This window comes from Gordonia sp. SL306 (assembly GCF_026625785.1).
Lineage (GTDB): Bacteria > Actinomycetota > Actinomycetes > Mycobacteriales > Mycobacteriaceae > Gordonia.
In genome coordinates this window covers 2,907,323-2,932,441 of record NZ_CP113063.1, presented here as the reverse complement: position 1 = coordinate 2,932,441, position 25,119 = coordinate 2,907,323, and the positions used below count along the sequence as shown (strand labels likewise).

At 69.7% G+C, this 25,119-nt stretch carries 17 protein-coding genes and 1 pseudogene; 9 read left to right on the top strand and 9 right to left on the bottom strand.

The features are described 5' to 3' along the window. Positions 1–38: 38 nt before the first annotated feature. Positions 39–4,307, top strand: a complete 4,269-nt coding sequence (locus tag OVA31_RS24760; protein WP_267631520.1) for a DUF3367 domain-containing protein — start codon at positions 39–41, stop codon at positions 4,305–4,307. 11 nt (positions 4,308–4,318) lie between these two features. On the opposite strand, the pseudogene OVA31_RS13360 reads toward OVA31_RS24760, so the two are convergent. Next, positions 4,319–5,362, bottom strand: a pseudogene (locus OVA31_RS13360) (acyltransferase family protein); the annotation flags it as partial. Between the two features lie 79 nt (positions 5,363–5,441). Here OVA31_RS13360 and OVA31_RS13355 point away from each other — a divergent pair. Both OVA31_RS13355 and OVA31_RS13350 read left to right on the top strand, forming a co-directional pair. Beyond that, positions 5,442–5,702 carry a hypothetical protein gene (locus OVA31_RS13355; RefSeq protein WP_267627131.1) on the top strand — a complete coding sequence of 87 codons (261 nt, stop codon included), beginning with the start codon at positions 5,442–5,444 and terminating at the stop codon, positions 5,700–5,702. A gap of 38 nt (positions 5,703–5,740) precedes the next feature. Beyond that, complete coding sequence (locus OVA31_RS13350; RefSeq protein ID WP_267627130.1) at positions 5,741–6,886, top strand: DUF3068 domain-containing protein; 1,146 nt, start codon at positions 5,741–5,743, stop codon at positions 6,884–6,886. On the opposite strand, the gene OVA31_RS13345 is transcribed toward OVA31_RS13350, so the two are convergent. Further along, entirely contained in the window at positions 6,813–8,048 is a 1,236-nt protein-coding gene (locus OVA31_RS13345; RefSeq protein ID WP_267627129.1) for a polysaccharide biosynthesis protein, read from the bottom strand. The genes OVA31_RS13350 and OVA31_RS13345 overlap by 74 nt on opposite strands. A gap of 118 nt (positions 8,049–8,166) precedes the next feature. Between OVA31_RS13345 and OVA31_RS13340 the strand changes: the two genes are divergently transcribed. Together OVA31_RS13340 and OVA31_RS13335 are read left to right on the top strand one after the other, a co-directional pair. Further along, entirely contained in the window at positions 8,167–9,087 is a 921-nt protein-coding gene (locus OVA31_RS13340) for an HpcH/HpaI aldolase/citrate lyase family protein (protein ID WP_267631519.1), read from the top strand. A gap of 20 nt (positions 9,088–9,107) precedes the next feature. After that, positions 9,108–10,811 (top strand): hypothetical protein, encoded by a 1,704-nt coding sequence (locus OVA31_RS13335; RefSeq protein WP_267627128.1) that lies wholly within the window; start codon positions 9,108–9,110, stop codon positions 10,809–10,811. Here OVA31_RS13335 and OVA31_RS13330 read toward each other — a convergent pair. Then, the gene (locus OVA31_RS13330) at positions 10,726–11,916 is read right to left on the bottom strand and encodes a glycosyltransferase family 4 protein (protein WP_267627127.1); all 1,191 of its coding nucleotides are present in this window, start codon (positions 11,914–11,916) and stop codon (positions 10,726–10,728) included. The two genes, OVA31_RS13335 and OVA31_RS13330, sit on opposite strands and share 86 nt — an antisense overlap. A 242-nt stretch (positions 11,917–12,158) precedes the next feature. Between OVA31_RS13330 and OVA31_RS13325 the strand changes: the two genes are divergently transcribed. From OVA31_RS13325 to OVA31_RS13315, 3 genes are all read left to right on the top strand, one after another. Then, positions 12,159–12,917 (top strand): TetR/AcrR family transcriptional regulator, encoded by a 759-nt coding sequence (locus OVA31_RS13325; RefSeq protein ID WP_267627126.1) that lies wholly within the window; start codon positions 12,159–12,161, stop codon positions 12,915–12,917. Positions 12,918–12,925: 8 nt separating this feature from the next. Continuing rightward, complete coding sequence (locus OVA31_RS13320) at positions 12,926–13,681, top strand: class I SAM-dependent methyltransferase (RefSeq protein ID WP_267627125.1); 756 nt, start codon at positions 12,926–12,928, stop codon at positions 13,679–13,681. 83 nt (positions 13,682–13,764) lie between these two features. Further along, positions 13,765–15,429, top strand: coding sequence for an acyl-CoA synthetase (locus OVA31_RS13315; RefSeq protein WP_420714027.1), 1,665 nt, complete (start codon positions 13,765–13,767; stop codon positions 15,427–15,429). A 27-nt stretch (positions 15,430–15,456) separates the two neighbouring features. Here OVA31_RS13315 and OVA31_RS13310 read toward each other — a convergent pair whose 3' ends face one another. Continuing rightward, positions 15,457–16,182 (bottom strand): hypothetical protein, encoded by a 726-nt coding sequence (locus OVA31_RS13310; protein WP_267627123.1) that lies wholly within the window; start codon positions 16,180–16,182, stop codon positions 15,457–15,459. Next, on the bottom strand, positions 16,179–16,844 hold the full coding sequence (locus OVA31_RS13305) for a TetR/AcrR family transcriptional regulator (RefSeq protein WP_267627122.1): 666 nt from the start codon (positions 16,842–16,844) through the stop codon (positions 16,179–16,181). Before OVA31_RS13305 ends, OVA31_RS13310 begins: the two co-directional genes overlap by 4 nt. 58 nt (positions 16,845–16,902) lie before the next feature. On the opposite strand from OVA31_RS13305, the gene OVA31_RS13300 reads away from it, so the two are divergent. Beyond that, positions 16,903–18,531 carry an MFS transporter gene (locus tag OVA31_RS13300; protein ID WP_267627121.1) on the top strand — a complete coding sequence of 543 codons (1,629 nt, stop codon included), beginning with the start codon at positions 16,903–16,905 and terminating at the stop codon, positions 18,529–18,531. Between the two features lie 45 nt (positions 18,532–18,576). On the opposite strand, the gene OVA31_RS13295 is transcribed toward OVA31_RS13300, so the two are convergent. The 4 genes from OVA31_RS13295 to OVA31_RS13280 form a co-directional block, all read right to left on the bottom strand. Then, positions 18,577–21,135 carry an ABC transporter permease gene (locus tag OVA31_RS13295; protein WP_267627120.1) on the bottom strand — a complete coding sequence of 853 codons (2,559 nt, stop codon included), beginning with the start codon at positions 21,133–21,135 and terminating at the stop codon, positions 18,577–18,579. A 4-nt stretch (positions 21,136–21,139) separates the two neighbouring features. Further along, positions 21,140–21,979, bottom strand: coding sequence for an ABC transporter ATP-binding protein (locus OVA31_RS13290; protein ID WP_267627119.1), 840 nt, complete (start codon positions 21,977–21,979; stop codon positions 21,140–21,142). Between the two features lie 95 nt (positions 21,980–22,074). After that, on the bottom strand, positions 22,075–23,094 hold the full coding sequence (locus OVA31_RS13285) for an esterase-like activity of phytase family protein (protein ID WP_267627118.1): 1,020 nt from the start codon (positions 23,092–23,094) through the stop codon (positions 22,075–22,077). Between the two features lie 61 nt (positions 23,095–23,155). Beyond that, positions 23,156–24,985, bottom strand: coding sequence for a phosphoenolpyruvate carboxykinase (GTP) (locus tag OVA31_RS13280; RefSeq protein ID WP_267627117.1), 1,830 nt, complete (start codon positions 24,983–24,985; stop codon positions 23,156–23,158). Positions 24,986–25,119: the final 134 nt, after the last annotated feature.

Below are 25,119 nucleotides of genomic sequence, written 5' to 3'. Positions count from 1 at the left end.
ACCCGGCACGGATCCGCGATCCCGCCCTCGACCGGACGCTGTCGAAGCGCGGCGTCGCCGTCGCCACGGTCTGCGCGCTCGTCGTCTCGTTCCTGCAGTCTCCCGGGCGGATCGCCGCCGACACCAAGCTCGATCTCACCGCCGATCCGATCGGCTTCCTGAGCCGCGCCGCGCATCTGTGGACCCCCAATGCGCCGATGGGTCAGGTGCAGAACCAGGCTTACGGCTACTTCTTTCCGCACGGCGCCTTCTTCGCGCTCGGCGACCTCGTCCACATCCCGCCCTGGATCGTCCAGCGCACGTGGTGGGCGCTGCTCCTCGTCATCGGCTTCGTCGGCATCGTGCGCCTCGCCGAGGCGCTCCGCGTGGGCTCGCCGGGATCGCGGGTGATCGCCGGACTCATCTTCGTGCTGAGCCCTCGCGTCCTCACCACCATCGGCTCGATCTCGTCGGAGACGCTGCCGATGGTCTTGGCTCCGTGGGTGCTGGTGCCCCTGGTCCGCGTCCTGCACCGCGCCCGCGGACCGCTCTGGCGGCCTGCATTGCAGTCGGCTGCGGCGGTCGCGCTGATGGGCGCCGTCAACGCGGTGGCGACACTCGCCGCGCTCGGCGTCGGCGTCGTGTGGTGGCTGCTGCACGCGCCCGCCCTCAGCTCTGTCGCCCCGGGGCGCTGGTGGCGGTTCGGGGCGTGGTGGGCCCTCGGAATGGCCATGGCGTGCGCCTGGTGGGTGGTGCCGCTGCTCATCCTGTCGCGGGTGAGCCCGCCGTTCCTCGACTTCATCGAGTCGTCGCGGGTCACCACCGAGTGGACCTCCCTCACCGAGGTGTTGCGGGGCACCAGTTCGTGGACCCCGTTCGTGTCGCCGGAACGCGTCGCAGGCGCGGTGCTGGTGGACCAGCCGGCCGCCGTGCTGGCGACCGGCGTACTCGCCGCCGCCGGTCTCGTCGGATTGTGTATGCGGCACATGCCGTTCCGCGGGCGCCTGGTCACCGTGCTGGTGATCGGCCTGCTGCTGATGTGCCTTGGATTCGCCGGCGAGCTCGGTTCGCCGATCGCCGAACCGGTCCGCGTGTTCCTCGACGGTGCAGGCGCGCCATTGCGCAACATCCACAAGTTCGAACCCTTCATCCGTATCCCGCTGGTCCTGGGCACCGCGCACCTGCTCGCCCGCGTACCGCTGCCCGGCACGGCCTCCCTGCGAGAGATGTCGGCGGCCTTCGCCCACCCGCAGCGTTCCCGTCCGGTGGCCGCCGCGATCGTCGTGGCGGTTGCCGCCATCGGCGCGGGCTCGTTGATCTGGACCGGACAACTGGCGCCTGCCGGCACCTACCGCGCGATCCCCGATCACTGGTCGGCTGCGTCGAAATGGCTGTCCGCACACGGCAGCCCACCGGGTAGTACCGCACCGGTCCGCAGCCTCGTGGTCCCCGGCGCGCCGTTCGCCGACCAACTCTGGGGCCTCACCCGCGACGAACCGATGCAACCCCTCGCCGAGGACCCGTGGGCGGTGCGCGACGCGATCCCACTCACCCCGCCGGGCGCGATCCGGGCCCTCGACTCCGTACAGCGCGACATCGCCGACGGCCGGGGCTCCCCTGGCCTCGCCGCCACCCTCGCCCAACAGGGCATCGGATATGTGGTGCTGCGTGCCGATCTCGATCCGGACACGTCCCGATCCGCACGACCGCTCGTCGCCCAGCAGGCCGTCGACAACTCGCCCGGGCTGGACCGGGTAGCGACCTTCGGCGCCGACGTGGGCCAGCCGAGCGTGCCGGGGGTGGTGCGCGACAACGGTTTACGGCCGCTCCTGCCGGCGATCCAGATCTACGCGGTGCACAGCCCGACAGGATTCCCCGGTACCGGTCCCGTCCTCGTCGACGCCGACGCGACGCCGCGGGTGGCCGGTGGACCGGAAGCACTTGCCGCCGTGCAGGAACAGCGCGCCCGCACGGGACTCCCACCACTGGGTCCGGCAGTCCTCGACGCCGACGCGCGCCGGGCGGGCCTCGCCGACGGCCGCGGCGTCCTGCTCACCGACACCCCGACCGACCGGGAAACCGACTTCGGCCGGGTCGACGACCACAGCTCGGCGATCCGCGCCGACGGGGATTCGCGACGCACCCAGAATGCGGCACCCGACTACCCGGTCGCCGGTCAACCCCTCGTCGAGGGCCAGTGGCTCCTGAACAACCAGCCGGGACAGGTCCGGGTGTCGACGTCCGGGTCAGCCTCGGATGCAACACAATTGGGACAGACGTCGCCGGCCAACTCGCCGGCCTCGGCATTCGACGGCGATCCGGACACGGCCTGGGTGAGCAGCGGCCTCGACTCGGCCGTCGGCCGCTGGATGCGACTGGACTTCACCGAGCCGCGCTCCGACCTCGCGGTGAACATCACGACGAGCAAGGCCCTCGGCTCCGACGTCAGCGGCATCCTGGTGTCCACCGAGGCAGGCAGTTCCGTCACGCAGGGCGTCGAGCCCGGCAAGCCGGTCACCGTGACGGCGCCGAGCGGTCCCACCCGATGGATGCAGATCCGGGCGATCAGCACCGCAGATGGCCGGGGCGGCAACCAGTTCGCCATCGGCGAGCTGTCGCTGGCCGATCTGTCGAGCCACACGCCACTCACCATCCGGCATCGTGTGGTGCTGCCACCGCCACCCGCCGGGACCAGGGTGTCGGGGTGGCTGCTCGGTGAAGAACTCGGTGGCCGGTCGGCGTGTGTGGCCGACGGCGACTCGCAGCGATGCGCTCCCGGTCTCGGTCTGAACCCGGAGACGCCGGGGATCTTCACCCGCTCGTTGTCGGTGCCCGCCCCGACCGAGGTCGACCCGAGTGTGGTGCTACGCCCGAAATCCGGGGACGCGTTGCGCGGTCTGATCTCCGCACCCGGGCAGATCACCGCAGACGGACCGACCGGGGTCGACGACCCGCGCGGCAATGCAGGCGCCGCGGTCGACGGCGACGTCGGCACCACGTGGACCGCACCGGAAACGTCCTCCGGCTCCTCGACGGACCGGGCCTCCGGGGACAAGAAGCGCAGCGACAAACCGGAATTGGTGATCCGCCTCCCGCACGCGCAGCGCGTCGACCGGCTGCGCATCGTCGCGCCGGAGCGCTATCCCGCGGCCCCGCGGCGGGTGAGCATCGACCTCGGCACCGGGCCCCAGGTCCGCGACGTCGGGCGGGACGGTGTGGTCGAGCTGGACCCGACGGTCACCGACCGCATCGACCTCACGGTGACCAAGACCGCCGACCTCATCGACGTCAACAATCTGGGGTTCGCCCGGCCGGCACCGGCGGGGATCAGCGAGGTGCAGATCAGCCCGGCACCGCAGGCACCGCCCACCGACGATCGGGTCGTCGAGATCGGTTGTGACGCAGGCATCGGTCTCACCGTCTCGGGACAGGTGATCGGGATGTCGGTGCGCACCACGGCGGCGGCGCTGCGGGCCGGTGAACCGGTGGTCGCGCGGCCGTGCTCGCCCGCAACGCTGAAACTCGGCGGCGGCGAGCAGGAGTTGTCGGTCAACCCGGGGTCGGCGTTCACCGTCGACCAGGTGGCCCTACCGGTCCACGGCGCGGCCGACGACAGCGGGTCGTCGCCGGTGGTCCCGAAGGTCACCGACTGGTCGTCGACGCACCGCACCGTGCAGGTGGAATCCGGTGCACGCCAGCGTGTCCTGGTCGTGCCAGAGAGCACCAACGACGGATGGCAGGCGAGTCTCGACGGCCGGTCGCTGAAGCCCGTCGTGATGAACGGCTGGCAGCAGGGCTGGCTGGTCCCGCCCGGCGCGGCGGGCACCGTCACGCTGACGTATCGCTTCGACTCGCTCTACCGGTGGTCGCTCGGGGTCGGGCTGGCGCTGGTCGCGCTCCTCCTCGCGCTCGCCTGGTGGCCACGCCGCGGCGTCGAGTCGCCGGACGACCACCCGGCGGACCGAGCGACCCCGGCGTGGGTCACCGCGACCGCGGTCGTGTCGTGGCTGGGCGCCTCCTGGCTCCTCACCGGCTGGTGGGGTCTGGCGGTATCGGTCCTGGTGGGCGGCGTCTCCCTGTGGTTGCGCCCGCGGATCGGTGTCACGGCGGTGTTCGCCGCCATGCTGCTCGCGACCCTGGGCCTGGCGAGCGGGCCATGGCACGCGACGGGCGGCTACCACGGCTTCGACTGGTGGGTTCAGCTTCCGGCGTTGATCGCGGTGTCGCTGACGGTCTGGTTGGTCACGCTCGATGGTGAATCCGTGCGGACGCGTCTTCTCTCGCGGCTGCGGAGCCATCGGCGCGCCGGTTCTTCGACGAAGGCATAGCTCGCGGCCGAGACACCGATGGTCAGGGCCACCGTGATGGTCCACACCAGCAGGAAGTCGCCGCCGAAAGGGACGATGCCGAAGAGCGGGAACACCACCGCGAGCACGGCGAGATGCCAGATGAAGATCCCGTAGGACCAGCGGCCGAGGGCCAGCATCGGCGGCGAGTTCAGCAGCCGGAACGGACCGCGCGACATCACCAGTGGCGCCAGGATCGCCAGGCCGCAGATCGCGCCGAGCACCATCTTCGTGGCGAACTGCAGCGACGAGAGGTCCCCCAGCCCGGTCGGTCCCGCGAGCGGAGTGCAGGCCAGCGCATACGTCACCACCAGCACCGCCGCCATCAGCCATCGTCGCGCACCGAGGCGTGCCACGACGCGCATCCACCGCGCCACCGGCCGATGCTCGTGCAGCTCGATCGCCCCGACGAGCTCGGCCAGGATCAGCCCGGCGATGAACCACGGCAGGTGTCCGAACACCCAGTTCTTCGGTTCCACGCCGGCGGGGACGGGCAGTGTCATGGCCACCCAGGCCCAGCCGAGACTCAGCAGCCCGAGTACGAACAGCGCCGGAATCCGCAGGCGGACCCGCCCGACGCCGTCGTCGCGCACCCGGAGCCGGACGAGGGCGAAGCCGATCAGCGGGAGCAGCGCATAGAACGCCACCTCCACCGACAGGCTCCACATCTGCGTGAGCCCTGCCGTCAGCGACAGCGGGACGAAGACCTGCGTCAGCGTGAGGTTGGCCAGCCAGACCGTGAGGTCGGCGTTCTTCGCGTCCGGCAACAGCGTCAGGACCAGGACCACCACGACGACATAGGCGGGCCAGATCCGGATCACCCGATGGGCGAGGTAACGGCCGACCGCAGGCCGCGGCAGCGTCGTGTTGGCGGCGGCCACCCACGGCCGCCAGAGCAGGAACCCCGAGAGCCCGAAGAACAGCGCCACCGCGAGGTCGAGGCGACCGAGCGCCGGACCGACGGCGGGCAACTCCACGGCGCGTGTCTGGAAGGCGACGTGCGTGGTCAGCACCCCGATGGCGGCGAGGGCGCGCATCCCCTCGAGTTGCGGGAAGAAGCGTCGGGTCTCGCCGACGACGTCGGGAGTGTGGTCGGCACTGCTGGCGGTGGTGGTCATGCTGGTCAACCAGGGTACCGACCCGCGTCGTCGGATCGACCGGCCGCGCACGATCGGCGCGAAACTGCGCACGATCGGCGCGAAACTGCGCACGATCGGCGCGAAACTGCGCACGATCGGCGCGGAACTGGGCACGATCGGCGGGTTGGGGTGCTCGTCGGGGCGGCCAGTACGCTCGCCGTTATGTCGTCAGCGGGGGAAACGTCGTCGCCAGATGGTCTGTCGTCGCCGGAAAGCGCGTCGTCAGCGGAGGATCTGACGCCATCCGGACCGAACCGACTCTCGACCAAGGACCTCGTGGGACCGGTGCTGATCTTCGTCGGCGGATTCCTGCTGGCGGCCGCCATCGCGCTCCCGACGCTCTTTGTCGACAACCTGCGCACCATCCCGCTCAGCACCGACGTCACGACCGTCGCACCGGCCACCTCACCGGCGCGGGTCCTGGACCGGTGTTCGCTGGCCTCCCCGACGGCCCGCGTGGTCGACGCCGACCTGACCCGGCAGCAACGCTTCGTGGCGGTGCGCCCCGCCGACGCGGACCGGGTGACGCTGCAGGCCGGGACGTCGGTGCGGGCCGAACACCTGACGATCGACGGCCGTGAGGTCGATCCCGAGGCCCCGCGTGCGGGCAGCGACGCCAAACCGGCGGCGGGCGCGTCGTCGTGCACCGATCCGATCATGGGTGCCGTACGCGACCGCATCACCCTCGATCGGGTCACCGCGCTCCCGGATCTGACTGCCGCCGCCGGCCAGCAGGGCAGCTCGGAGATCCAGTACGACAACAACTCGGCACCCGTCCGCGTTCCCGACCGCGACGGCTACACGTACCTGATGCCGTTCGGGGTGTCGACCGCCGACCACACCTTCTTCGACGTGACGACCCGGCGCACCGTGCCCCTGCGCTACACCGGGGACACCACGGTCGCGGGCCGCGACGTCGCGCGGTTCGTCGCCGTGGTCCCCGACACCGACCTCCACCAGATCGAGAACGGGGACGCCCGGAGCACCCCGCCGACCATCATCACGCGCCCGGCCGGGTGGTTCGGCGTCCCGGGCGTCGATCCCGCCCGCAGCGTGAGTGCGACCCTGCACCACAGCGGCCGCTGGGAGCTCGCGGTCGACACCACCACGGGCACCATCGTCGACGCGCACATCGCCGTCGACGAGAGCTACCGGTTCATCGACACCGCACTGCCCGACCGGCGGCTCACCAACATGTCCGCGACCTTCGCCTACGACGACCGGACCCAACGCAGGCTCACCGAGCACGCCACCGCACTCGCCGCACCGATCACCGTCTGGGGCCGGGTCGTCCCGCTGTTCGCCGCGGTCGTCGGTGTCGCGACGATCATCGCCGGTCTGGCCGTCATCAATCCCGCATGGCGGCCGCGCCGATGGCGCCCGAGTGCTGCCCCGGACGCAGACCCACCAGTGTCGTCGTGACCGCCGCGACCGTCGCGGTGACTGCCGCGGTCACCGCCAGCGCCACGATGCCGTGCACGACGGTCAGGATCACCACGACCTCTGCCCCCACCGACACCCAGGTCACCAGCGAGATCGCGGTGGCCTGCCGGGCGATCGCCGACAACAACGCGACCTGGAGCACGGCGAGCATCGAGCCCGTGTAGGCGAACAGCCACAGCACGCCGACCAGCGGCTGATATTCGGGCCGGACGACGACGGGGACCAACGGGCCGGCGACCGCTGCCCCGGCGGTGAGGACCACGCCGATCCCCGCCACCACCATCACCGCGTGGGCCAGTGATCGTCGGGAGATCGCGGGATCGGCCAGCCGCGGATAGAAGACGACGCCGACGGCCTGTGGCAGCCAGAACGCCACCTTGGTGGCGATCGCTCCCAGGGCATAGATCCCCGCGTCGTCGGCCGACAACACCGTGCGGGAGAGGAGCAGATCGACCGACGCCGCGACGATCAGTACCAGTTGCACCCCCGAGGCCCGGACCACGTCGAGCAGATCGAGCCCGCCCGGGACCGACGGACTCACCGTCGGTCGCACCTGGCCCGTCGACCGCACCGCCCAGGCCACCAGGACGGCACCGACCGCGGCGCCGAGCGCACCGGCCGCCAGCGCACCGGTCGGTCCGGCACCGGCGGCGAGCACCGCGATCACCGGCACCGTGCGCAGGACCCCGACCGCGGCGAGCACCCAGCCGAGCAGCCGGAACTGTCCCCGCCCCTGTAGCACTCCCTGGGCTGCCCCGATCACGGCCAGCATCGGCGCCGCGGAAAGGGCGGCCAGCGCCGCATCCACCCCCATCGAGGCGAACCAGGCCATCAGCGGGGCGGCCGCACCGACCAGCACGATCACCACACCGACGGTCATCAGGGAGACGCGGCGGATCCGGGCCGGATCGGCGTGCTGCACGACGGCCCGGGCGACCACGGCCTGCAAGGCCAGGGCCGCCACCCCGAGCACCAGCATCGCCGAGAGCCCGACCGCGAACTCCCCGTACTCGGCGGTGCTCAGCCACCACCGGCTCGCGGTGAGGTGGATCAGGTAGGCACAGACGTTCGCGACCATCGATCCTGCGGCCACCCAGCCGAGGGCACCGGCCAGCGCGCCGCGGTCGGTTCGCTCCACCATGCGGTCAAGTGTGCATGTCGGATGCGTCGCGGAGCCGAAAGGGGCGCTTTGCACCCGACGACGCCGATAGGCAACGATGGTGAGGACAGTGAGTCCATCCGAACGCGAGAAAGCCCCGATGTACGACCAGAACACGACCGACGACGCAGCCGACGGGCCGGCCGGATTCCGCATCGATCCGGTACTCGCGCGCAGCTGGCTGCTGGTCAACGGGTCGCACGACAGCCGATTCGAGCCCGCCGTGCACTCCCGGGCCGACATCGTGGTGCTCGACATCGAGGACGCCGTCGCACCGAAGGACAAGATCGCCGCGCGCGACAACGTGATCCGGTGGATGGCCGACGGCCGGTCCGACTGGGTTCGCGTCAACGGCTTCGGGACACCCTGGTGGGCCGATGATCTGGCGGCACTGGCGACGACGTCGGTCGGCGGCGTGATGCTCGCGATGGTGGAGTCGGTCGACCATGTCAGCGAGACGGCCAAGCGGCTCCCCGGCGTCCCGATCGTGGCTCTGGTCGAGACCGCCCGCGGCCTCGAGCGGATCAGCGAGATCGCCTCCGCCAAGGGCACCTTCCGACTCGCCTTCGGCATCGGCGACTTCCGGCGCGACACCGGATTCGGCGACAACCCGGCCACCCTCGCCTACGCCCGGTCACGGTTCACCATCGCCGCCAAGGCCGCTCACCTGCCGAGCGCGATCGACGGGCCGACCGTGGGCTCGAGCGCCCTGAAACTGTCCGAGGCGACCGCGGTCAGCGCCGAGTTCGGGATGACCGGCAAGATCTGCCTGACCCCGGACCAGTGTCATCCGGTGAACGAGGGCCTGTCCCCGTCACACGACGAGATCAGTTGGGCGAAGGAGTTCTTCGCGGAGTTCGAGCGCGACGGCGGCGAGATCCGCAACGGCTCCGACCTCCCCCGCATCGCACGTGCCACCAAGATCCTCGATCTGGCCCGCGCGTACGGGATCGGGTCGACCACCGTCTACGCGGACGATCCGGATCACGTGCCGGCGCCGTCGGACACCTACCACTACTGAGCAAGCCACGCCGAGACGAGATGACCTCCCCACGGCATCTGCTGCCCACTCTCTGTCTCGTCTCCGCCGCGCTGTCGGCGCTCGTCCTGGGCCCTGTCCTGCGCTCCGGTCATCTGCTCTACCGCGACGCGGTCTCCACGCCCCGCTCCTTCGTCACCGATCCCGCCCTCGGCCTCGGCGACGTGGCCGCGCGCGCGGTGCCACAGGACTGGGTGGTCGCGATGCTCAGCCGCCTCGTCGACGGCGGCGCGGTGGTCACCGCGATCACCTTCGCGGCGCTGACCCTCGCAGGGGTCGGCTACGGCCGGATGGCGATCCGGCTCGTACCATCCGCCGGCCTCAGCGGCGCGGTGGCCGCTGCCCTCGTCGCGATCTGGAATCCGTATGTGGCCGAACGCCTTCTGCAGGGGCACTGGAGTCTGATGGTGTCGTATGCGGCGCTCGGCTGGATCGTGGTCGGGGCGGTCGAGGTCATGCGCAGGCAGGGGTGGCCCGGGTGGGCGCAACTCGCCGCCGCCACGGCATGCGCCGGTTTCACACCAACCGGCTCGATCCTCGCGGCCGTCCTGCTCCTCGTGGTCCTGATGATCCCGCTGGTCCGCGAACGGCGATGGCGCCAGATCGGAACCCTCTGCGGGATATGGTTTCTGGGTGCCCTCCCGTGGCTCACCGCGACCCTCGTCGGGACCGCTCCGGCGACCACCGGCTCCGACGGCTTCACCGTGTTCGGTGCGCGCGCCGAGTCGGGGCTGGGCACACTCGGCACGGTGCTCGGACTCGGTGGCATCTGGAATGCCGACGCGGTGCCGGCGAGCCGGACCATCTGGTGGGCGGCGGTGGCGACCCTGTTGTTACTGACGGTGGTCGCCGTCGGGGCGCGGTGGCTCTGGGCTCATCGGGATCGGCACGACCGGCTGATCGGCGCGCTCGCCGTGCTCGCCGGGGTGACCGTACTCGCCGTGACGATCGCCGCCCTCGGCCCGGTGGCCGACGGACTGTCGCGGCTGGCCGCCGACGTCCCCGGCGTCGGGCTGTTCCGGGACACCCAGAAGTATCTGGCCCTGATGGTGCCGTTCTTCGCGGTGGCCGCGGCGGCCGCGGTGATCGCCGTCCGACGTTGGGTGCCTGCGGGTTTCGCACTGGCGGTGACGGCGTTGCTGATCGTCGCACCGCTCCCGGATCTCGCCTGGGGGGTCGGCGGGCAGGTCCGTACCATCACCTATCCGGCGGACTGGGCCACCGTGGCGCGCATCGTCCCGGCCGACCGCGGCGCCGTCGCGGTGTGGCCGACCGGTGCGGTACGTCGATACGCGTTCACCGACGTCCCATCGCTCGACCCGCTGCCGCGGATGGTGCGCGCGCCGGTCACCGATTCGGGATTGCTCACCGTCGACGGGGTCGTGGTGGACCCGGCATCCGGGCGTGGTGCCGACGTGGATGCGGTTCTCCACCACGGCGGGTCACCGTCGTCGCTGGCCGCACTGGGCGTCGGCTGGGTGGTGGTGGAGAACGACGCCCCACCGACTGCACTCGCCGGCCGGGCGACCGCGGTCTTCTCCGGCTCGGACCTGACGCTCTATCGCATCGGCGATCCGGTCGCCGGGGCGGACGCATCGGCGGCGTCACGCGCGGTGGTGATCAGTGCACATCTGCTCTGGTCGGCGACGGTGCTGCTCGGCGCGGGCGCCGCGATGTGGGCAGCACGTCGTCGAACACCTCGATGAAACCGTCCGCGGTCGCCGACCACGAGTAGCCATCCGCCTTGCGCTGGGCGTTGTCGCCGAGCCGGGCCGCCTCGTCCGGGTTGTCGATGAGTTTCCTGGTGGCACTGACGAGTTCGTCGACTCCGTCCACCAGAAGTCCGGTCTCACCGTGCTCCACCGACTCGACCAACCCGACCGAACTCCGGTAGCCGATGGTCGGGACCCGGTGCTGCGCGGCCTCGATCACGGCGAGCCCCCACCCTTCCTTGCGGGAGGGCATCAGGTGCACGTTCGCCTGGGCCAGAAGTCGGTGTTTGCGGGCCTCGTCGACGTGACCGTGGAACGTCACGTGCTCGTCGACGCCCAGTTCGGTTGCACGTCTGCGCAATTGATCCCACCACCACCCGCCGCCGATCACGTCGAGGTGGACCTCCGGTCGCGAGTGGGCCAACTCGCCGACCACGGCCAGGGCATCCTCGACCTGCTTGTGCGGCACGAGACGCGACAGCACACACAGCCGGGCGGCCGTCTCGGCGGCGTGGGAGGCATCTGCGGCCGGTCCGGACAGTGGGTCGATTCCGTTGCGGATCACGGTGATCCGGCTCTCGTCGACACCGAGGGAGGCGAGCTCGGCGGCCGACGGACCGGAGACCGTGACGTACCGGTTCCGGCGATGCACTCGCGGTGAGACCCACGACTCGAGGAACCAGCCGAGCCGACCGAGAAGCCGGCCGGCCACCGGCCACTGCTCGCGATGGCAGTGGTGCACCAGGACGATGGTCGGCGAACGCGAGACGAGCGCGGAGAAGAACGGGATGCCGTTCTGGGTGTCCACCACGACGTCGGGTGCAATCCGGCCCAGCCGACCGCGACCGAACCTGCCGGCCACGATCGTCGCGAGGGCTCGCGGATAGACCGTCAGGCGGCCGCCGGCCCGCAGGATGCGGACACCGTCACGAACATCTTCGGCCGAAGCGCCGACGTAGGCGGCCGTGAGGAGGGTGACCCGCATACCCCTGGCCACCAGCTCGGCGCCGACGCGTTCCAGATAGCGCTCACTGCCGCCACCTTGCGGGTGGGCGGTGTCGCGCCAGCACAGAAGCAGGACATGGGTGGGATCGGTCATCGCAGAACAAGCGTACCGATCGGGATCAGCTCATCGGAAAGGTTCCCAGGGCCCGTACGTGGCGTCCCCTCCACATCGCGTCCGAACCCTGGGGACCTCATCCAGATGCAGGCTGCATTGCCATTGCGGCTACACTGTAGCCGAAACCCCGACGCGCGTCTACAACTGTAGTTGAGTCGGACCCGTCGCTCCATAGGTGATTTCGCCGCCTACACCAACAGCTAGGACCACCAGGCCACCCCATGCCCGAAACCACCGATTCACCCGAATTCGGGTCACCAGACTGGTGGCACGAACAACCTTCGGAGCCGGCCGACGCACACCGCGCTGCCGGTGGCCGACCTCCGTTTCCGGTCGACGAGATCCTGACCGAGGCCCTCGCATTGCTCGCCGCAGGCGGGATCGACGGCCTCGGCATGCGGGCCCTGGCGCGGCGACTCGGGTCGTCGACCTCCACTCTGTACCGCCAGCTCCCGGGTGGTCGGGAGGAGCTGTGCACGAGGCTCGCCGAACGCGTGATGCACGAGGCGGTGTCCGAGATCGCCGCGGCCGACCTGGGTGACGAGTGGAGTTCGGTGATCGAGGGCTCCGCCGTCATCGCCTTCGACGCGCTGTGCCGGAACCCGCACTCGGCCGCATTGTTCGCCGGACAGGTCCACTTCGGTCCCATGGGTCTGCTGCGGTACGAGGAATCGCTTCGCCTGCTGCTCGGTGCGGGACTGTCCCCCACCAGGGCGGCGGCCGCCGACCACGCTCTGGCCAGGCTCATCGTCGGTTATGCCCTGCAGGAGTCCCACGACGCCGCACCGAGGCGTGCGACGATCACCGAGTACTACCGCAGGCTCGACGCCACCCGATTCCCGTCCGTGACCACCGTCCTGCCTGCCCTGCCCGAGGATCTGCGCGCCGAGTTCGTCTTCGCGCTGCGGACATTCGTGGCCGGCCTGCGACAACTCGTCGCGCAGTCGGCCGGCGGTCCGGACGCCGACGAGGAGGGCTGAGACCACCGATGGCCCGCTCCACCAGCGGGTTCGCCCGGCACGCGACGTTGTCCAGGGCGGCCCGCCTGCTCAACGATTTCCGCTTCGAACAGAGCGACCCGGCCCGCTTCTACGGTGCGATCGCCGACGACACGGCACAGATGGTCGCCGACTGGCATCCGACTCCACTCGACGGTGCGGTGATCCTCGATGTCGGGGGTGGCCCCGGCTATTTCGCCGACGCGTTCGACGATCGCGGCGCGCACTACATCTCGGTCGAACCGGATCCGTCCGAGATGCACGCCGGCGGTCTGGACCATCGCGCATCGGTCCGGGGCGACGGCAGGCATCTCCCGTTCGCCGACGCGTCGATGGACGTCACCGTGTCGTCGAACGTCGTCGAACACACCTCGGCGCCCTGGGCGATGGCCGAGGAGATGCTGCGCGTGACCCGGCCCGGCGGGACGGTGATCATCAGCTACACCCTCTGGTGGGGCCCCTTCGGCGGACACGAGATGGGCCTCACGCACTACGCGGGCGGGCACCGCGCGGCCCGCTGGTACACCCGCAGGCACGGACATCCGCCGAAGAACCTCTTCGGGACCTCGCTGTTCCCGGTGACCGCGGCGCAGGGGCTGCGATGGGCGGCCGACGCCGACCCGCGGGCGTTCCGCGTCGCCGCATTCCCGCGGTACCTGCCGCACTGGTTGTGGTGGGTCATGCGCGTGCCGGGCCTCCGTGAGGTGCTCGGGACGAATCTCGTTCTGGTGCTGCGGAAACGCTGAGTTCGACCCCACGAGCCGCTGCGCGCGCCAGAATGTTGTGACGGGGGGACACAGCCGCTGGTCCCCCGCACGCCGGGGAAGGGATGGGCCGCATGTCAGGTGCGCTCGACGCAGTGAAAGACCGATTCGACGACATCGTCCGCAACATCAAGAGTGCGGTGGTGCTGCAACAGACCGGCATCCTCGACTTCACCGACCCCAAGGCGATGCTCCGCGGGATCAAGTGGGCCAACACCATGGGTGCACAGGCGTCGCTGATCCTCCGCAATGCCGAGGAGTATCCCGACGCGCCGGCACTCGCCGACGAGCGCGGGGAACTGACCTACCGCGAGCTGAGCGATCAGGCCAACGCCCTCGCGAATGCGATGCTCGACGCGGGCATCGAAACCGGATCGGTGGTCGGCGTGCTGGCCCGCGATCACCGCGGCCTGCTGCTGTCGATCACCGCCGCCGGGCGGGCCGGTTACAAACTCGCGCTGATGAACACGGGCTTCGCCAAACCCCAGTTCGCCGAGGTGGCCAAACGCGAGAACCTGCGCGCGGTGCTGCACGACAGCGAGTTCATCGACCTGCTCAGCGCGCTCCCGGCCGACATCCCGCGTTACCTGACGTGGTCCGACAGAGACCACGGTGACTACGAGGCCCCACTGATCGAGGACATCGTCGCATCCGGCGACACATCGCTACCCCCGCTGCCGAAGACACCCGGCGGATTCATCATCCTCACGAGCGGCACCACCGGACTGCCCAAGGGTGCGCCGCGCGGAAAGATGAATCCTTTCTCGTCGGCGATGTTCGTCGACCGCATCCCGTTCCCGGAACGGGGCAGCGTCGTCATCGTGTCCCCGATCTTCCACTCCACCGGGTTCGGCATGTGGGGCGTGTCCAACGCGAAGGCCAACAAGGCGGTCCTGCTGCGCCGGTTCGACGCCGAGAAGACGCTGGCCGCGCTCGCCGAGCACCGGGCCGAGATGCTGGTCGCGGTCCCGACCATGCTGCACCGGATGCTCGCCCTCGGTCCGGAGAAGATCGCCGAATACGACCTGAGTGCGTTGCAGGCCATCGTCATCGCCGGGTCACCGCTGACCCCCGCGCTGAGCGAGGCCGTCCAGGATGCGTTCGGCGACGTCCTCTACAACATGTACGGCTCCACGGAGGTCGCCGTCGCGTCGGTCGCCCAGCCGCCGGAACTTCGGCTCGCACCGGGCACGGTCGGGCGGTCGACGGTCGCGGGGCGGCTGCGTCTCTACGACGAGAACGACCGGCAGCTCACCGACAACCATCAGAGCGGCAGGCTGTTCGTGCGGAGCTCCGCGCCGTTCGAGGGCTATACCGACGGACGACACAAGCAGATCATCGACGGCTACATGTCGACCGGCGACATGGCACATTTCGACGAGCACGGACTTCTGCACATCGACGGTCGCGACGACGACATGATCCTGTCCGGCGGCGAGAACGTCTACCCCGGTGAGGTGGAGAACCTGCTGGCCGAGCACGCCGACATCGACGACGTCGCGGTCATCGGGGTCGACGACGACGAATTCGGTACCCGCCTACGGGCATTCGTCGTTCCCACGCCGGGCGCACATCCCGAGGCGCAGGACATCCGCGACCACGTGCGGGCCCACCTCGCCCGCTACAAGGTGCCGCGCGACGTCATCTTCCTCGACGAACTGCCGCGCAACCCCACCGGCAAACTGCTGCGGCGCGAGCTCGTCACGTGGCGCGACGAGGACCGGACGTAGCGTCGTCGCACGCGTCACGCGACGTGATCAACTCGCGGGTATCGGCGCCGAGCAGGTCAGGGGTCCGCCGTTGCTCGTCGACGAGGCCAGCAGGTCCCGGCCGTGCAGGATGTTGCACGTGACCGGGCCACGCACGACGATCGCGTTGAGTTCGGCGGTGGCGCCGGTGACGGTCGCGGCCTGTGACCAGGGGGCGCCGGCCGCGGCGACCACCGTGGACCTGGTGCCGTTGATGTACCGGATCCCGATGACGTCGCCGTTGCCGGTCAACTGATAGACCACCGCGCCCGGTGCCACCGTCGGCGTGGGTGTGGTGGTGGTCGTCTCCTCGGTCGTCGTGGTGGTGGTCGTCGCCGCCTCGGAGGTGGTCGTGGTGGCCGACGACGCGCTCGCGCCCGCGGTCTGCTCGTCGTTGCTGCCGGAGCCGCGCGCGATCAGGATGCCGACCAGTGCCAGCACCACCACGGCCGCGATCACCGCGATCACCAGTCCGACCGTGCGTCCGGTGTTCTTGGGTGGTGGCGGGGGCGGCTCGCCCGGGCCGGGCTCCCCGTACGGCGGGCCGTAGGCGGCGGCCTCGGTGTAGGCCTGAGGTGGGCCGTACGGACCCGGTCGGCCGGTGGCCTCCGGCGGCTGATCCGCGGGACCGCGGTCGTCGGGGCGGTAGGCGGCCGTCTCGTCGGCGGGGTCGAATCGTCGCGTGTCGGGATGCTCGCGATTCGGGTCCCAACGATCGTCGGGTGGCTGGGTCATGGGACCGATTGTGTCATTGTCTCCGGCTGCGGCCGCGCTCGCGCGCCGCGAGCTCCGTGGTGAGCCGCATCGATCGACGGCCGCATCCAGACCGAGAGATACGCCCGCAATTCGGCCGGTGCCGGGATCTCGTCGTCGGGGCGATGGATGTAGGCGCCGATCACCAACAGGCACCACTCGACGAGCTGGTCGAATGTCTCGTCGTCGAATCCGAGCTTGTGCCAGTCGAACTCGAGCTCGTCGAGGATCACCCTGGCCTGCTCTCGCGCGGCGGGCCCCGTCATCGATCCGCCGAGCAGGCCGGTACTGGCCCCCGGTCCGAGCAGGAAGACCAGCACCCGGTCGGTGGTGAGGATCTCGATCGCCGACGCCACGAGTTCCACGACGACCGCGGCCGGATCGGTGATCGCCCGGACGCGATCGATGATGGTCGGCGCGGCCGTCCGTCCCGAGTCGAGGGCCACCGCCTGCAGCAGCTCCTGCACACTGCCGAAATACCGGTAGACGGTCTGCCGCGTCACCTGGAGTTCCTGCGCCACCAGGGTGACGCTGACCGCGGCGCCCTCGGATTCGATCACCCGCCGCGTCGCCGACCGGATGCGCGCGACGGCCTCCGCGTCGTCGATCGGGAGTTCGCCACCCCAACCCGTGCGTCGTGCCATGCCGTAACCCTAATCGCAGCACTGAACATACACCGACGTACACATGTATGGTCAGACGATGATCTCGGATCAGCAACGAGCGGATCGGCAGAGCGAGGACACGGAAACGACGACGGACCGGATCGGGGCGCGCGGCATCTGGCTGATGTGCGTCGCCTGCGGAGCCCTCTCGGTGGTGGCGGGTGCGATGACGGCTCTCAACGTCGCGCTGCCCGAGATCGGCCCGTCCATCGGCGCGAGCTCGACGCAGATGACCTGGCTCGTCGACGCCTATACCGTCGCCTTGGCCGCCTTGCTCCTGCCGTGCGGGGCACTCGGCGACCGATACGGCAGGCGCGGACTGCTCGTCGTCGGACTGGCGGTGTTCGCCATCGCGTCGCTGCCGCCGCTGTGGATCGACGATCCCCTGATCGTCATCGCCAGCCGAGCACTGGCCGGGGTCGCCGCCGCGATGATCATGCCGGCGACGTTGTCGTTGCTGACCTCCGAACTCCCCGAGTCCCGACGTCCCCTGGCCGTCGCCATCTGGGCCGGGGTCGCCGGAGCAGGCAGTATCGGCGGCTTCTTCGTGAGCGGATTCCTCCTCGAGTGGTTCACCTGGCGGTCGATCTTCGTCACGTTCGCCGCCGTCACGGCGCTGCTGGCCGTGGCGTCGTGCACGATCGCGACCTCCCGCGACGACGAGCCCAGACGCTTCGACTTCCCCGGCGCCCTGCTGTCCACCTCGGCCGTGTTCCTGTTCGTCCTCGGGCTGCTCGAATCACCGAGCCGCGGATGGGACGACGCTCTCGTCATCGGGGCGCTGGCGGCGGGCCTGGCACTGGCGGTGGTGTTCGCATTCGTCGAATATCGGCGTGATGCACCACTTCTCGATGTTCGCCTGTTCTCGAACCGGGCGTTCTCCGCAGGCGCGTTCACCATCCTGGTGCAGTTCTTTGCGTCGCTGGGGCTCTTCTTCGTGGTGCTGCAACGCCTGCAGCTCGACTTCGGGATGTCACCGCTGATGGCCGCCACCGCGATGCTGCCCCTGATCGCGGTCATCATGGTCCTGTCCCCGATCGGCGGCTGGCTCGCGGTCCGCTACTCGCTGCGCACCATCCTCGTCCTGGGGGTCGGGCTCACCGGCGTCGCGCTGATCCTGATGGGCGTACTCGACTACTCGAGCTACCTCAGCTTGCTCCCGTTGCTGCTCCTCGGGTCGGCCGGGCAGGGCTTCGCCACGGCACCGCCCACCACGGCCATCATGGCCAACACGCCGTCGGCGAACCAGGGCGTCGGATCGGCCGTGAACGACACCTTCCGCGAGGTCGGCGCCGCCATCGGCATCGCCCTGGCGGGGAGCATCGTGGCCGCCGGGTACACCCGCAACATCGCCCCGATCGCCGACAAGGTGACCGCGACCACCGGGTCGACCGAACTCGGCGACCACATCTCGCGCTCCCTCGCCGAGGCACTACACGCCCTCGACGCCCTGGTCACCCAGTACCCCGCGCAGGCAGGCGCACTGGGGCAGGTGGCCGAGCAGGCACGGCACGCCTTCGTCGCGCCGCTGAACACCGCCTGCATCGTGATGGGCGTCGTGATCCTCGTCGGCGCCGCCATCCTGGCATTCTTGAGTCCCGACGCGATGACGCCGGCCGCCGACGAGCCTGCCACCGAACCCGAGCGCGAGCCGGCCGCGCGCTGACCCGGCTCGGGGCACGATCAGGCTGGCACGATCAGGCTGGCACGATCAGGCCTCGGCGATCGCCTCCAGCGGTCGAGTGCGTGCCGCACGAACCGCGGGCCACAGCGCGGCGAGGACGCCGACCACCGCCGATGCGATCAGGGTGATCACGATGAGACCCCACGGCAGCACCGGGGTCCCCAACCCCCACTTCGCCAGGGTTCGCACCAGGGCCCAGCCGATGACGCTGCCGAGGATCACCCCCAGGATCGCGCCGAAGATCGCGATGAGGACCGACTCCAGGTAGATGGAGCGCCGCACCTGGGATCGCAGCATGCCGACAGCCCGAAGCATGCCGATCTCCCGCGTCCGCTCCACCACCGACAGCGCCAGGGTGTTCACGATGCCGAGCACGGCGATCAGCAACGCCAGGCCGAGCATCGCGTAGAGCGTCGCCAGCATCTGGTCGATCTGACTGGAGACCGAGCTCTTGAACTCGTCACGGTCCTGGACCTGGACGGTCAGATACGAGTCGGTGGCGTTCTCCAGATTCTTGCGCAGCACGTCGGCCTGCACGCCGGGTGCGGGCGCGACGAAGATGGTGGCGCTCACCCGTGCCGACGGCGGCACGAGTTTGTCGTAGACCGTCGGTCCCACCATCCACGGTTGCAGCGCCTCGTTGTCGGCGTACACGCCGGACACTGTCACCGGGATCCGCTCCCCGGTGGGACCGGTGAAGGTGACGACGTCTCCGCGATCCCAGCCCTGCGTGTTCCGGGTGCGTTCGCTGACCAACATGCCGTCGGCCGGAAGGTTCGGGGAGGCACCGTCTTTCATGTCCATGATGGCGACGTCGTCCGGTTGGCCGCCGAGCGCCCCGTATCCGGCCACCGTCTTGTCGTCCACCTCGGCGCGGACGACGCCGAAGCTGACCGACGACCCGACGCCGTCCACGCCCTCGACGGCGGTGGCGACCGAGCCCGGGATCGGCAGCTGATTGGCGCCCGCGACGATGAACTCGGCGCGCAGACCCGTGTCGACGGCGGTGTCGATAGTGCCCTTGAACGAGGTGCCGAGGGTGCCGATCACCGCGACCAGCATCAGTCCCAGGGTGAGCGCGAAGGCCGTCGCCGCGGTGCGGCGCGGGTTGCGCACCGCGTTCGTCCGGGCGAGCCTGCCGATCTTGCCGAAGGGTGCGCCGATGACCGTGCCCAGTCCCCCGACGATCGGGCGCGACAGCGCGGGCCCGGCCAGGACGACCGCGGCGATGGCCGCCGCCGAGCCGCATCCGACCGCGATCGCCGGTCCGAGACCCACGCCCATGGCACCGATGATGATGGCCGCGAGGCCTGCGATGCCCAGGACGGCCCCCGCGATGGTGCGGGTGCGCAACGGCGCCGAGCCCTCGGCCATGCCGGATCGCATCGCCTCCACCGGCGGCACCTTCGACGCGCGCAGCGCGGGCACCCACGCACTGACCATGGTCACGACCACGCCGACGAAGAGTGCGGCCAGCACCGCCCCCGCGCTGATCTGCAAGGGCGCCTGGGGCAATCCGGACGCCGAACTCGTCAACGCCTTCAGCAGGGCGGCGAGCCCGATACCGATCCCCAGGCCGACGACACCACCGATCACGCCGACGATGAACGCCTCGAACAGGACCGAGCGCGACACCTGCTTCTGGCTCGCGCCGACCGCGCGCAGCAACGCCAGCTCACGGTTGCGCTGCGCCACGATCATCGAGAAGGTGTTGTAGATGATGAAGGTTCCGACGATGAGCCCGATCGCCGCGAATGCCAACAGGATTCCGGTGAAGATGCTCAGGAACTGATTGACGTTGTCCTTCTCGTCCTGCCGGACCTGATCTCCGGTCCGCACCTTGTACAGATCCGGGGGCAGGGCCTTCTCGACCCGCTCCTGCAACTGGGCTGGTGTCACCCCGGCGACCGCGGACATGTCCACCTGGGCCACGTGCTGCCCGTCGGAGAACAGCGTCTTCGCGGTGGCCTGATCGAACTGGACGTTGACGAAACCGCCGGTGGAACCGGGCAGGTCGAGCAGTCCCACCACGGTCACCTCGCGGGGCTGGGCGGAGCCCTGTCCCAGGACGACCTTGGTCTTCGAACCGACCTTCAGACCTGCTTTCTCCGCCGCCGAGGCGTTCAGCGCGACTTCACTCGGGTCGGTGGGTCCACGACCGCCGGGCTCGAGTTTGCTGGTGTCCGGCGAGAGCGCGAGGTCGGGCGGCAGGTACGCGGTACCCACGCTCGGGGCACCGCCGGTCTGCAGGGCCTTGCCCTCGGAATTGGCGATCGTCACCAGACCCGAATAGTTGGCGACGATACGGTCGATCCCGAGCTCCGATTTCCGGGCGTCGAGATCGTCGATGGCCGTTTGCGGAACGCCCGGCGACTGATTGTTCTCCGGGGTGATCTGCACCGAGACCCCGGGGGCGACGGAATCGAAGATGTCGTTGAACGCCTTGGAGACGGTCGAGGTGAACACGATGGACCCGGCCACGAACGAGGTGCCGAGCACGATGGAGAAGACCGTCAGGAACAGACGGAGCTTGTGTGCGCGCAGGTTTCGCAACGAGACCCGGCGCATCACCGATGACGATGCCATGGTGTCAGCGCACCTCGGAGGTGTTCTCGTCGGCCGCCGCATCGGCGGCATGCTTGGGCTCATGCGGCTCAGACGCCGCCGGCTCGTCGAGGTTCTTCATGACCTCGAAGACGTCGTCGGCCGACGGGCGCGCCAACTCGCGCACGATCAGCCCGTCGGCGAGGAACACCACCCGGTCGGCGTAGGAGGCGGCGCGCGGATCGTGCGTCACGATCACCACGGTCTGGCCGAACTCGTCGGTCGCCGCTCGCAGGATGGCGAGGACCTCACCCGACGAGCGCGAGTCGAGGTTGCCGGTCGGCTCGTCGCCGAAGATGATGTCCGGCTTGCCGACCAGCGCACGCGCACAGGCCACGCGCTGCTGCTGACCGCCCGACAGCTCGCTGGGCAGATGGGTCAGCCGGTCGGTGATGCCGAGGCGATCGACCACGGCATCGAACCAGTCCTTGTCCACCTCCCGGCCCGCGATGTCCACGGGCAGCGTGATGTTCTCGGCCGCGGTCAGGGTGGGGACCAGGTTGAAGGACTGGAAGACGAACCCGATCCGGTCGCGCCGCAACATGGTCATCGCCTTGTCGGAGAGTCCGGTGAGATCGACGTCACCGATGTGCACCTTGCCGTCGGTGGCCACGTCGAGGCCGGCGAGGCAGTGCATCAGGGTGGACTTGCCGGACCCCGATGGACCCATGATCGCGGTGAACTGGCCGGCGGCGAACTCGATGGTGACCCCCCGCAGGGCCTCGACGACGGTGTCACCCGTGCCGTAGACCTTGGTCAGATCGGCCGCGCCGGCGGCGATCGGGTGTGCTGCGACGTGTGGGCTGTCCGTACGGGCCGATGTCATGGCCTCAACGGTGCCAAATCTCCGGTCCGTTGGCTATCGGGAATATCCCTGAGTGACCACCCCGATGTCCCAGGGTCGGTCGAACACCCGACGGATCAGCGTTTGGGCAGCCGGACCTCGAGGACGTGTACGCGCGTCGGGCCCGAGAAGGCGTCGTTGGTCACGATGTAGAGCGCCCGCGCCCGATAGGTCATCCACGGATGGTCGGGGAACCAGTTGCCCCAGGCCAGTCCGGACATGTTCCCGGCGACCAGACCGGTGAGCGGCTCGGTCGAGAAGATGGACTTCTTCGGCATCGCCGCCTCGCGGCCGGAGAGCTTCTGCTTCCCGGTCACCGACTGCGCACCGCGGGTGGTGGTCCAGTAGATGCGGGACGTGCGACCCTTGCCCCGTTCGAGCACCAGATAGTCGGTGTTGTTGACCGCCAGCACATCTGCCGCGACCTTGTCGCCGTCGGTGCGGTAGACGTGCTCGGACGTGCCGCGGCCGGCCCAGGTGAGCAGGCGGGCAGAAGTCCGCGGATCCTGTTTCAGCCCGCCCGCGGTGATGGCGCTGACCCGATCACCGGGCGCCACCGCGACACCGGTCAGTCCGCGCTGCCCGTTCAGACCGCTCTTGGCGGTGCTGCGGTAGGCGGCCGGGAGCGGGAGATCACGCAGGTGATTACCCAGCCCGCCGACCACCCGGACGAATTGCTGGTTGCCGCCGCCGACGACCACGTAACCGCCACCGAGGCGACGGAGGCCCTCGAACTGCGCGCCCCCGGGCAGGATCGGCAGATTGCCGGGGCCGAGGACGGTGCCGCCGCCGGTGATCCGGCCCTCGCTCGCCACACCGGTCGTCGAGCTGAACGGGATCGTCGCGTTGTAGTACCGCGCCGGGCCAAACCGGCCGACATCGGTGGAGATCAGCGCAAAGGTGCCGTTACCGGTGCGGTCGATGCCCGAGATCCCGCCGAAGGTCGGCAGCCCGGAGATCGTCGTCGAATCCCGATAGAACGACGTCACGCCCGACGAAGGGCTCGCCGGGGCCGCGCTGACCCCACCGACCGACACAACGGAAAGTCCTACAGCACAAGCGGACACGAGTGCCGCCCCCCACAAGCGAAACCTCATAGGGGGAGACCTTACCCGATGCCGCGGCGTCGAGAGAACGACGAGAGAACGTCGATCTGGCTCAGCCCAGTCGCTGCTTGAGCTGATCCAGCTCGTCGCGCAGCGGGGTCGGCAGCTTGTCGCCGACGAACTCGAAGAGCTCCTCGATCAGCGGGATCTCCTGGCGCCACTCGTCGGCGTTCACCGCGAGCGCCGCCTCGATGTCCTCGGCCGGGAGGTCACCCAGACCGTCGACGTCGATCTCCTCGGGCTTCGCGACGATGCCGATCGGCGTGGAGATGCCCTCGTTCTCGCCCTCGATCCGGCCGACGATCCACTCGAGCACGCGGCTGTTCTCGCCGAATCCCGGCCACAGGAAGCGGCCGTCGTCGCCGCGACGGAACCAGTTGACGTAGAAGATCTTCGGCAGTTTGGCGGCATCGGCGTTCTTGCCGAGGTCGATCCAGTGCGCGAAGTAGTCACCGATGTGGTAGCCGAGGAACGGCAGCATGGCCATCGGGTCGCGACGGACGGTACCGACCTTGCCCTCGGCCGCGGCGGTCTGCTCCGAGCCCACGGTGGCACCCATGAACACACCGTGCTGCCAGTCGCGGGCCTCGGTGACCAGCGGGACGGTGGTCTTGCGGCGGCCGCCGAACAGGATCGCCGACAGCGGCACACCCTTCGGGTCGTCCCACTCGTCGGCCAGCGACGGGCACTGGTCCAACGGGGTGCAGTAACGGGAGTTCGGGTGCGCGGCCTTCCCCTCGGAATCCGGCGTCCAGTCGTTGCCCAGCCAGTCGGTGAGGTGCGCAGGCTTCTCGCCGCCGATGCCCTCCCACCAGATGTCGCCGTCGTCGGTGAGGGCGACGTTGGTGTAGAGCGTGTTGCCTGCCTCGACGGTCTTCATGGCGTTCGGGTTGGAGTCGTTGCTCGTGCCCGGTGCGACACCGAAGAACCCGAACTCCGGGTTGGTCGCGTACAGGCGGCCGTCGTCGCCGAAGCGCATCCAGGCGATGTCGTCGCCGACGGTCTCGGCGGTCCAGCCCGGGATGGTGGGCTGGATCATGGCGAGGTTGGTCTTGCCGCACGCACTCGGGAACGCGGCGGCGACGTAGTAGACCTTCTTCTGCGGGCTGGTGAGCTTGAGGATCAGCATGTGCTCGGCCAGCCAGCCCTCGTCGTGGGCCAGCACCGAGGCGATGCGCAGCGCGTAGCACTTCTTGCCGAGCAGGGCGTTGCCGCCGTATCCGGAACCGAACGACCAGATCTCCCGGTCCTCGGGGAAGTGGGAGATGTACTTCTCGGAGTTGCACGGCCAGGGGACATCGGCCTGACCGGGCTCGAGCGGTGCGCCGACGGAGTGCAGGGCCTTGACGAAGAAGCCGTCGTCGCCGAGCAGTTCGAGCACCTTCGGGCCGACGCGGGTCATGATCTTCATGGACAGCACGACATATTCGGAGTCGGTGATCTCGACGCCCAGCTTCGGGTCGTCGGAGCCGAGGGGCCCCATGCAGAACGGGATGACGAACATCGTGCGACCGCGCATGCATCCGCGGTAGAGGTCGTTCATCGTGGCGCGCATCTCCGCCGGATCGACCCAGTTGTTGGTGGGGCCGGCATCCTCCTGGGTCTTCGCACAGATGAATGTGCGCGACTCCACGCGGGCGACATCGGCGGGGTCGGACTGGGCCAGGAACGAATTGGGCTTCTTGTCCTCGTTGAGCTTGACCAGCGTGCCTGCGTCGACGAGATGGGTGGTGAGCCGGTCCCATTCCTCGTCGCTGCCGTCGGACCAGACCACCCGGTCGGGCTGTGTCAGCTCGGCGACCTCGGCGACCCACGCCAGCAGTCCGGCGTGTTTCGTCGGGGCGGTTTTCGGGTCCAGTCCGGGAATTGTGGCTGAGGTCATGATTGGGTCTCCTCCGAGGTGACGGCCCGATGCATAGCCGTCGGCGATGTCGTCGTCAACTCAGGATACGTTCACCGAGCGGGCGCTAGGTACCGGGGCCGACAGATGGGTGATATCCCACAGTCGCATGTATC

Excerpts from the sequence above, each read along its gene's own strand:
- OVA31_RS13355 (WP_267627131.1), top strand. The coding sequence starts at position 5,442 with ATGCTGGTCAACCAGGGTACCGACCCGCGTCGTCGGATCGACCGGCCG.
- OVA31_RS13345 (WP_267627129.1), bottom strand. The coding sequence starts at position 8,048 with ATGGTGGAGCGAACCGACCGCGGCGCGCTGGCCGGTGCCCTCGGCTGG.
- OVA31_RS13340 (WP_267631519.1), top strand. The coding sequence starts at position 8,167 with ATGTACGACCAGAACACGACCGACGACGCAGCCGACGGGCCGGCCGGA.
- OVA31_RS13335 (WP_267627128.1), top strand. The coding sequence starts at position 9,108 with ATGACCTCCCCACGGCATCTGCTGCCCACTCTCTGTCTCGTCTCCGCC.
- OVA31_RS13330 (WP_267627127.1), bottom strand. The coding sequence starts at position 11,916 with ATGACCGATCCCACCCATGTCCTGCTTCTGTGCTGGCGCGACACCGCC.
- OVA31_RS13325 (WP_267627126.1), top strand. The coding sequence starts at position 12,159 with ATGCCCGAAACCACCGATTCACCCGAATTCGGGTCACCAGACTGGTGG.
- OVA31_RS13320 (WP_267627125.1), top strand. The coding sequence starts at position 12,926 with ATGGCCCGCTCCACCAGCGGGTTCGCCCGGCACGCGACGTTGTCCAGG.
- OVA31_RS13315 (WP_420714027.1), top strand. The coding sequence starts at position 13,765 with ATGGGCCGCATGTCAGGTGCGCTCGACGCAGTGAAAGACCGATTCGAC.
- OVA31_RS13310 (WP_267627123.1), bottom strand. The coding sequence starts at position 16,182 with ATGACCCAGCCACCCGACGATCGTTGGGACCCGAATCGCGAGCATCCC.
- OVA31_RS13305 (WP_267627122.1), bottom strand. The coding sequence starts at position 16,844 with ATGGCACGACGCACGGGTTGGGGTGGCGAACTCCCGATCGACGACGCG.
- OVA31_RS13300 (WP_267627121.1), top strand. The coding sequence starts at position 16,903 with ATGATCTCGGATCAGCAACGAGCGGATCGGCAGAGCGAGGACACGGAA.
- OVA31_RS13295 (WP_267627120.1), bottom strand. The coding sequence starts at position 21,135 with ATGGCATCGTCATCGGTGATGCGCCGGGTCTCGTTGCGAAACCTGCGC.
- OVA31_RS13290 (WP_267627119.1), bottom strand. The coding sequence starts at position 21,979 with ATGACATCGGCCCGTACGGACAGCCCACACGTCGCAGCACACCCGATC.
- OVA31_RS13285 (WP_267627118.1), bottom strand. The coding sequence starts at position 23,094 with ATGAGGTTTCGCTTGTGGGGGGCGGCACTCGTGTCCGCTTGTGCTGTA.
- OVA31_RS13280 (WP_267627117.1), bottom strand. The coding sequence starts at position 24,985 with ATGACCTCAGCCACAATTCCCGGACTGGACCCGAAAACCGCCCCGACG.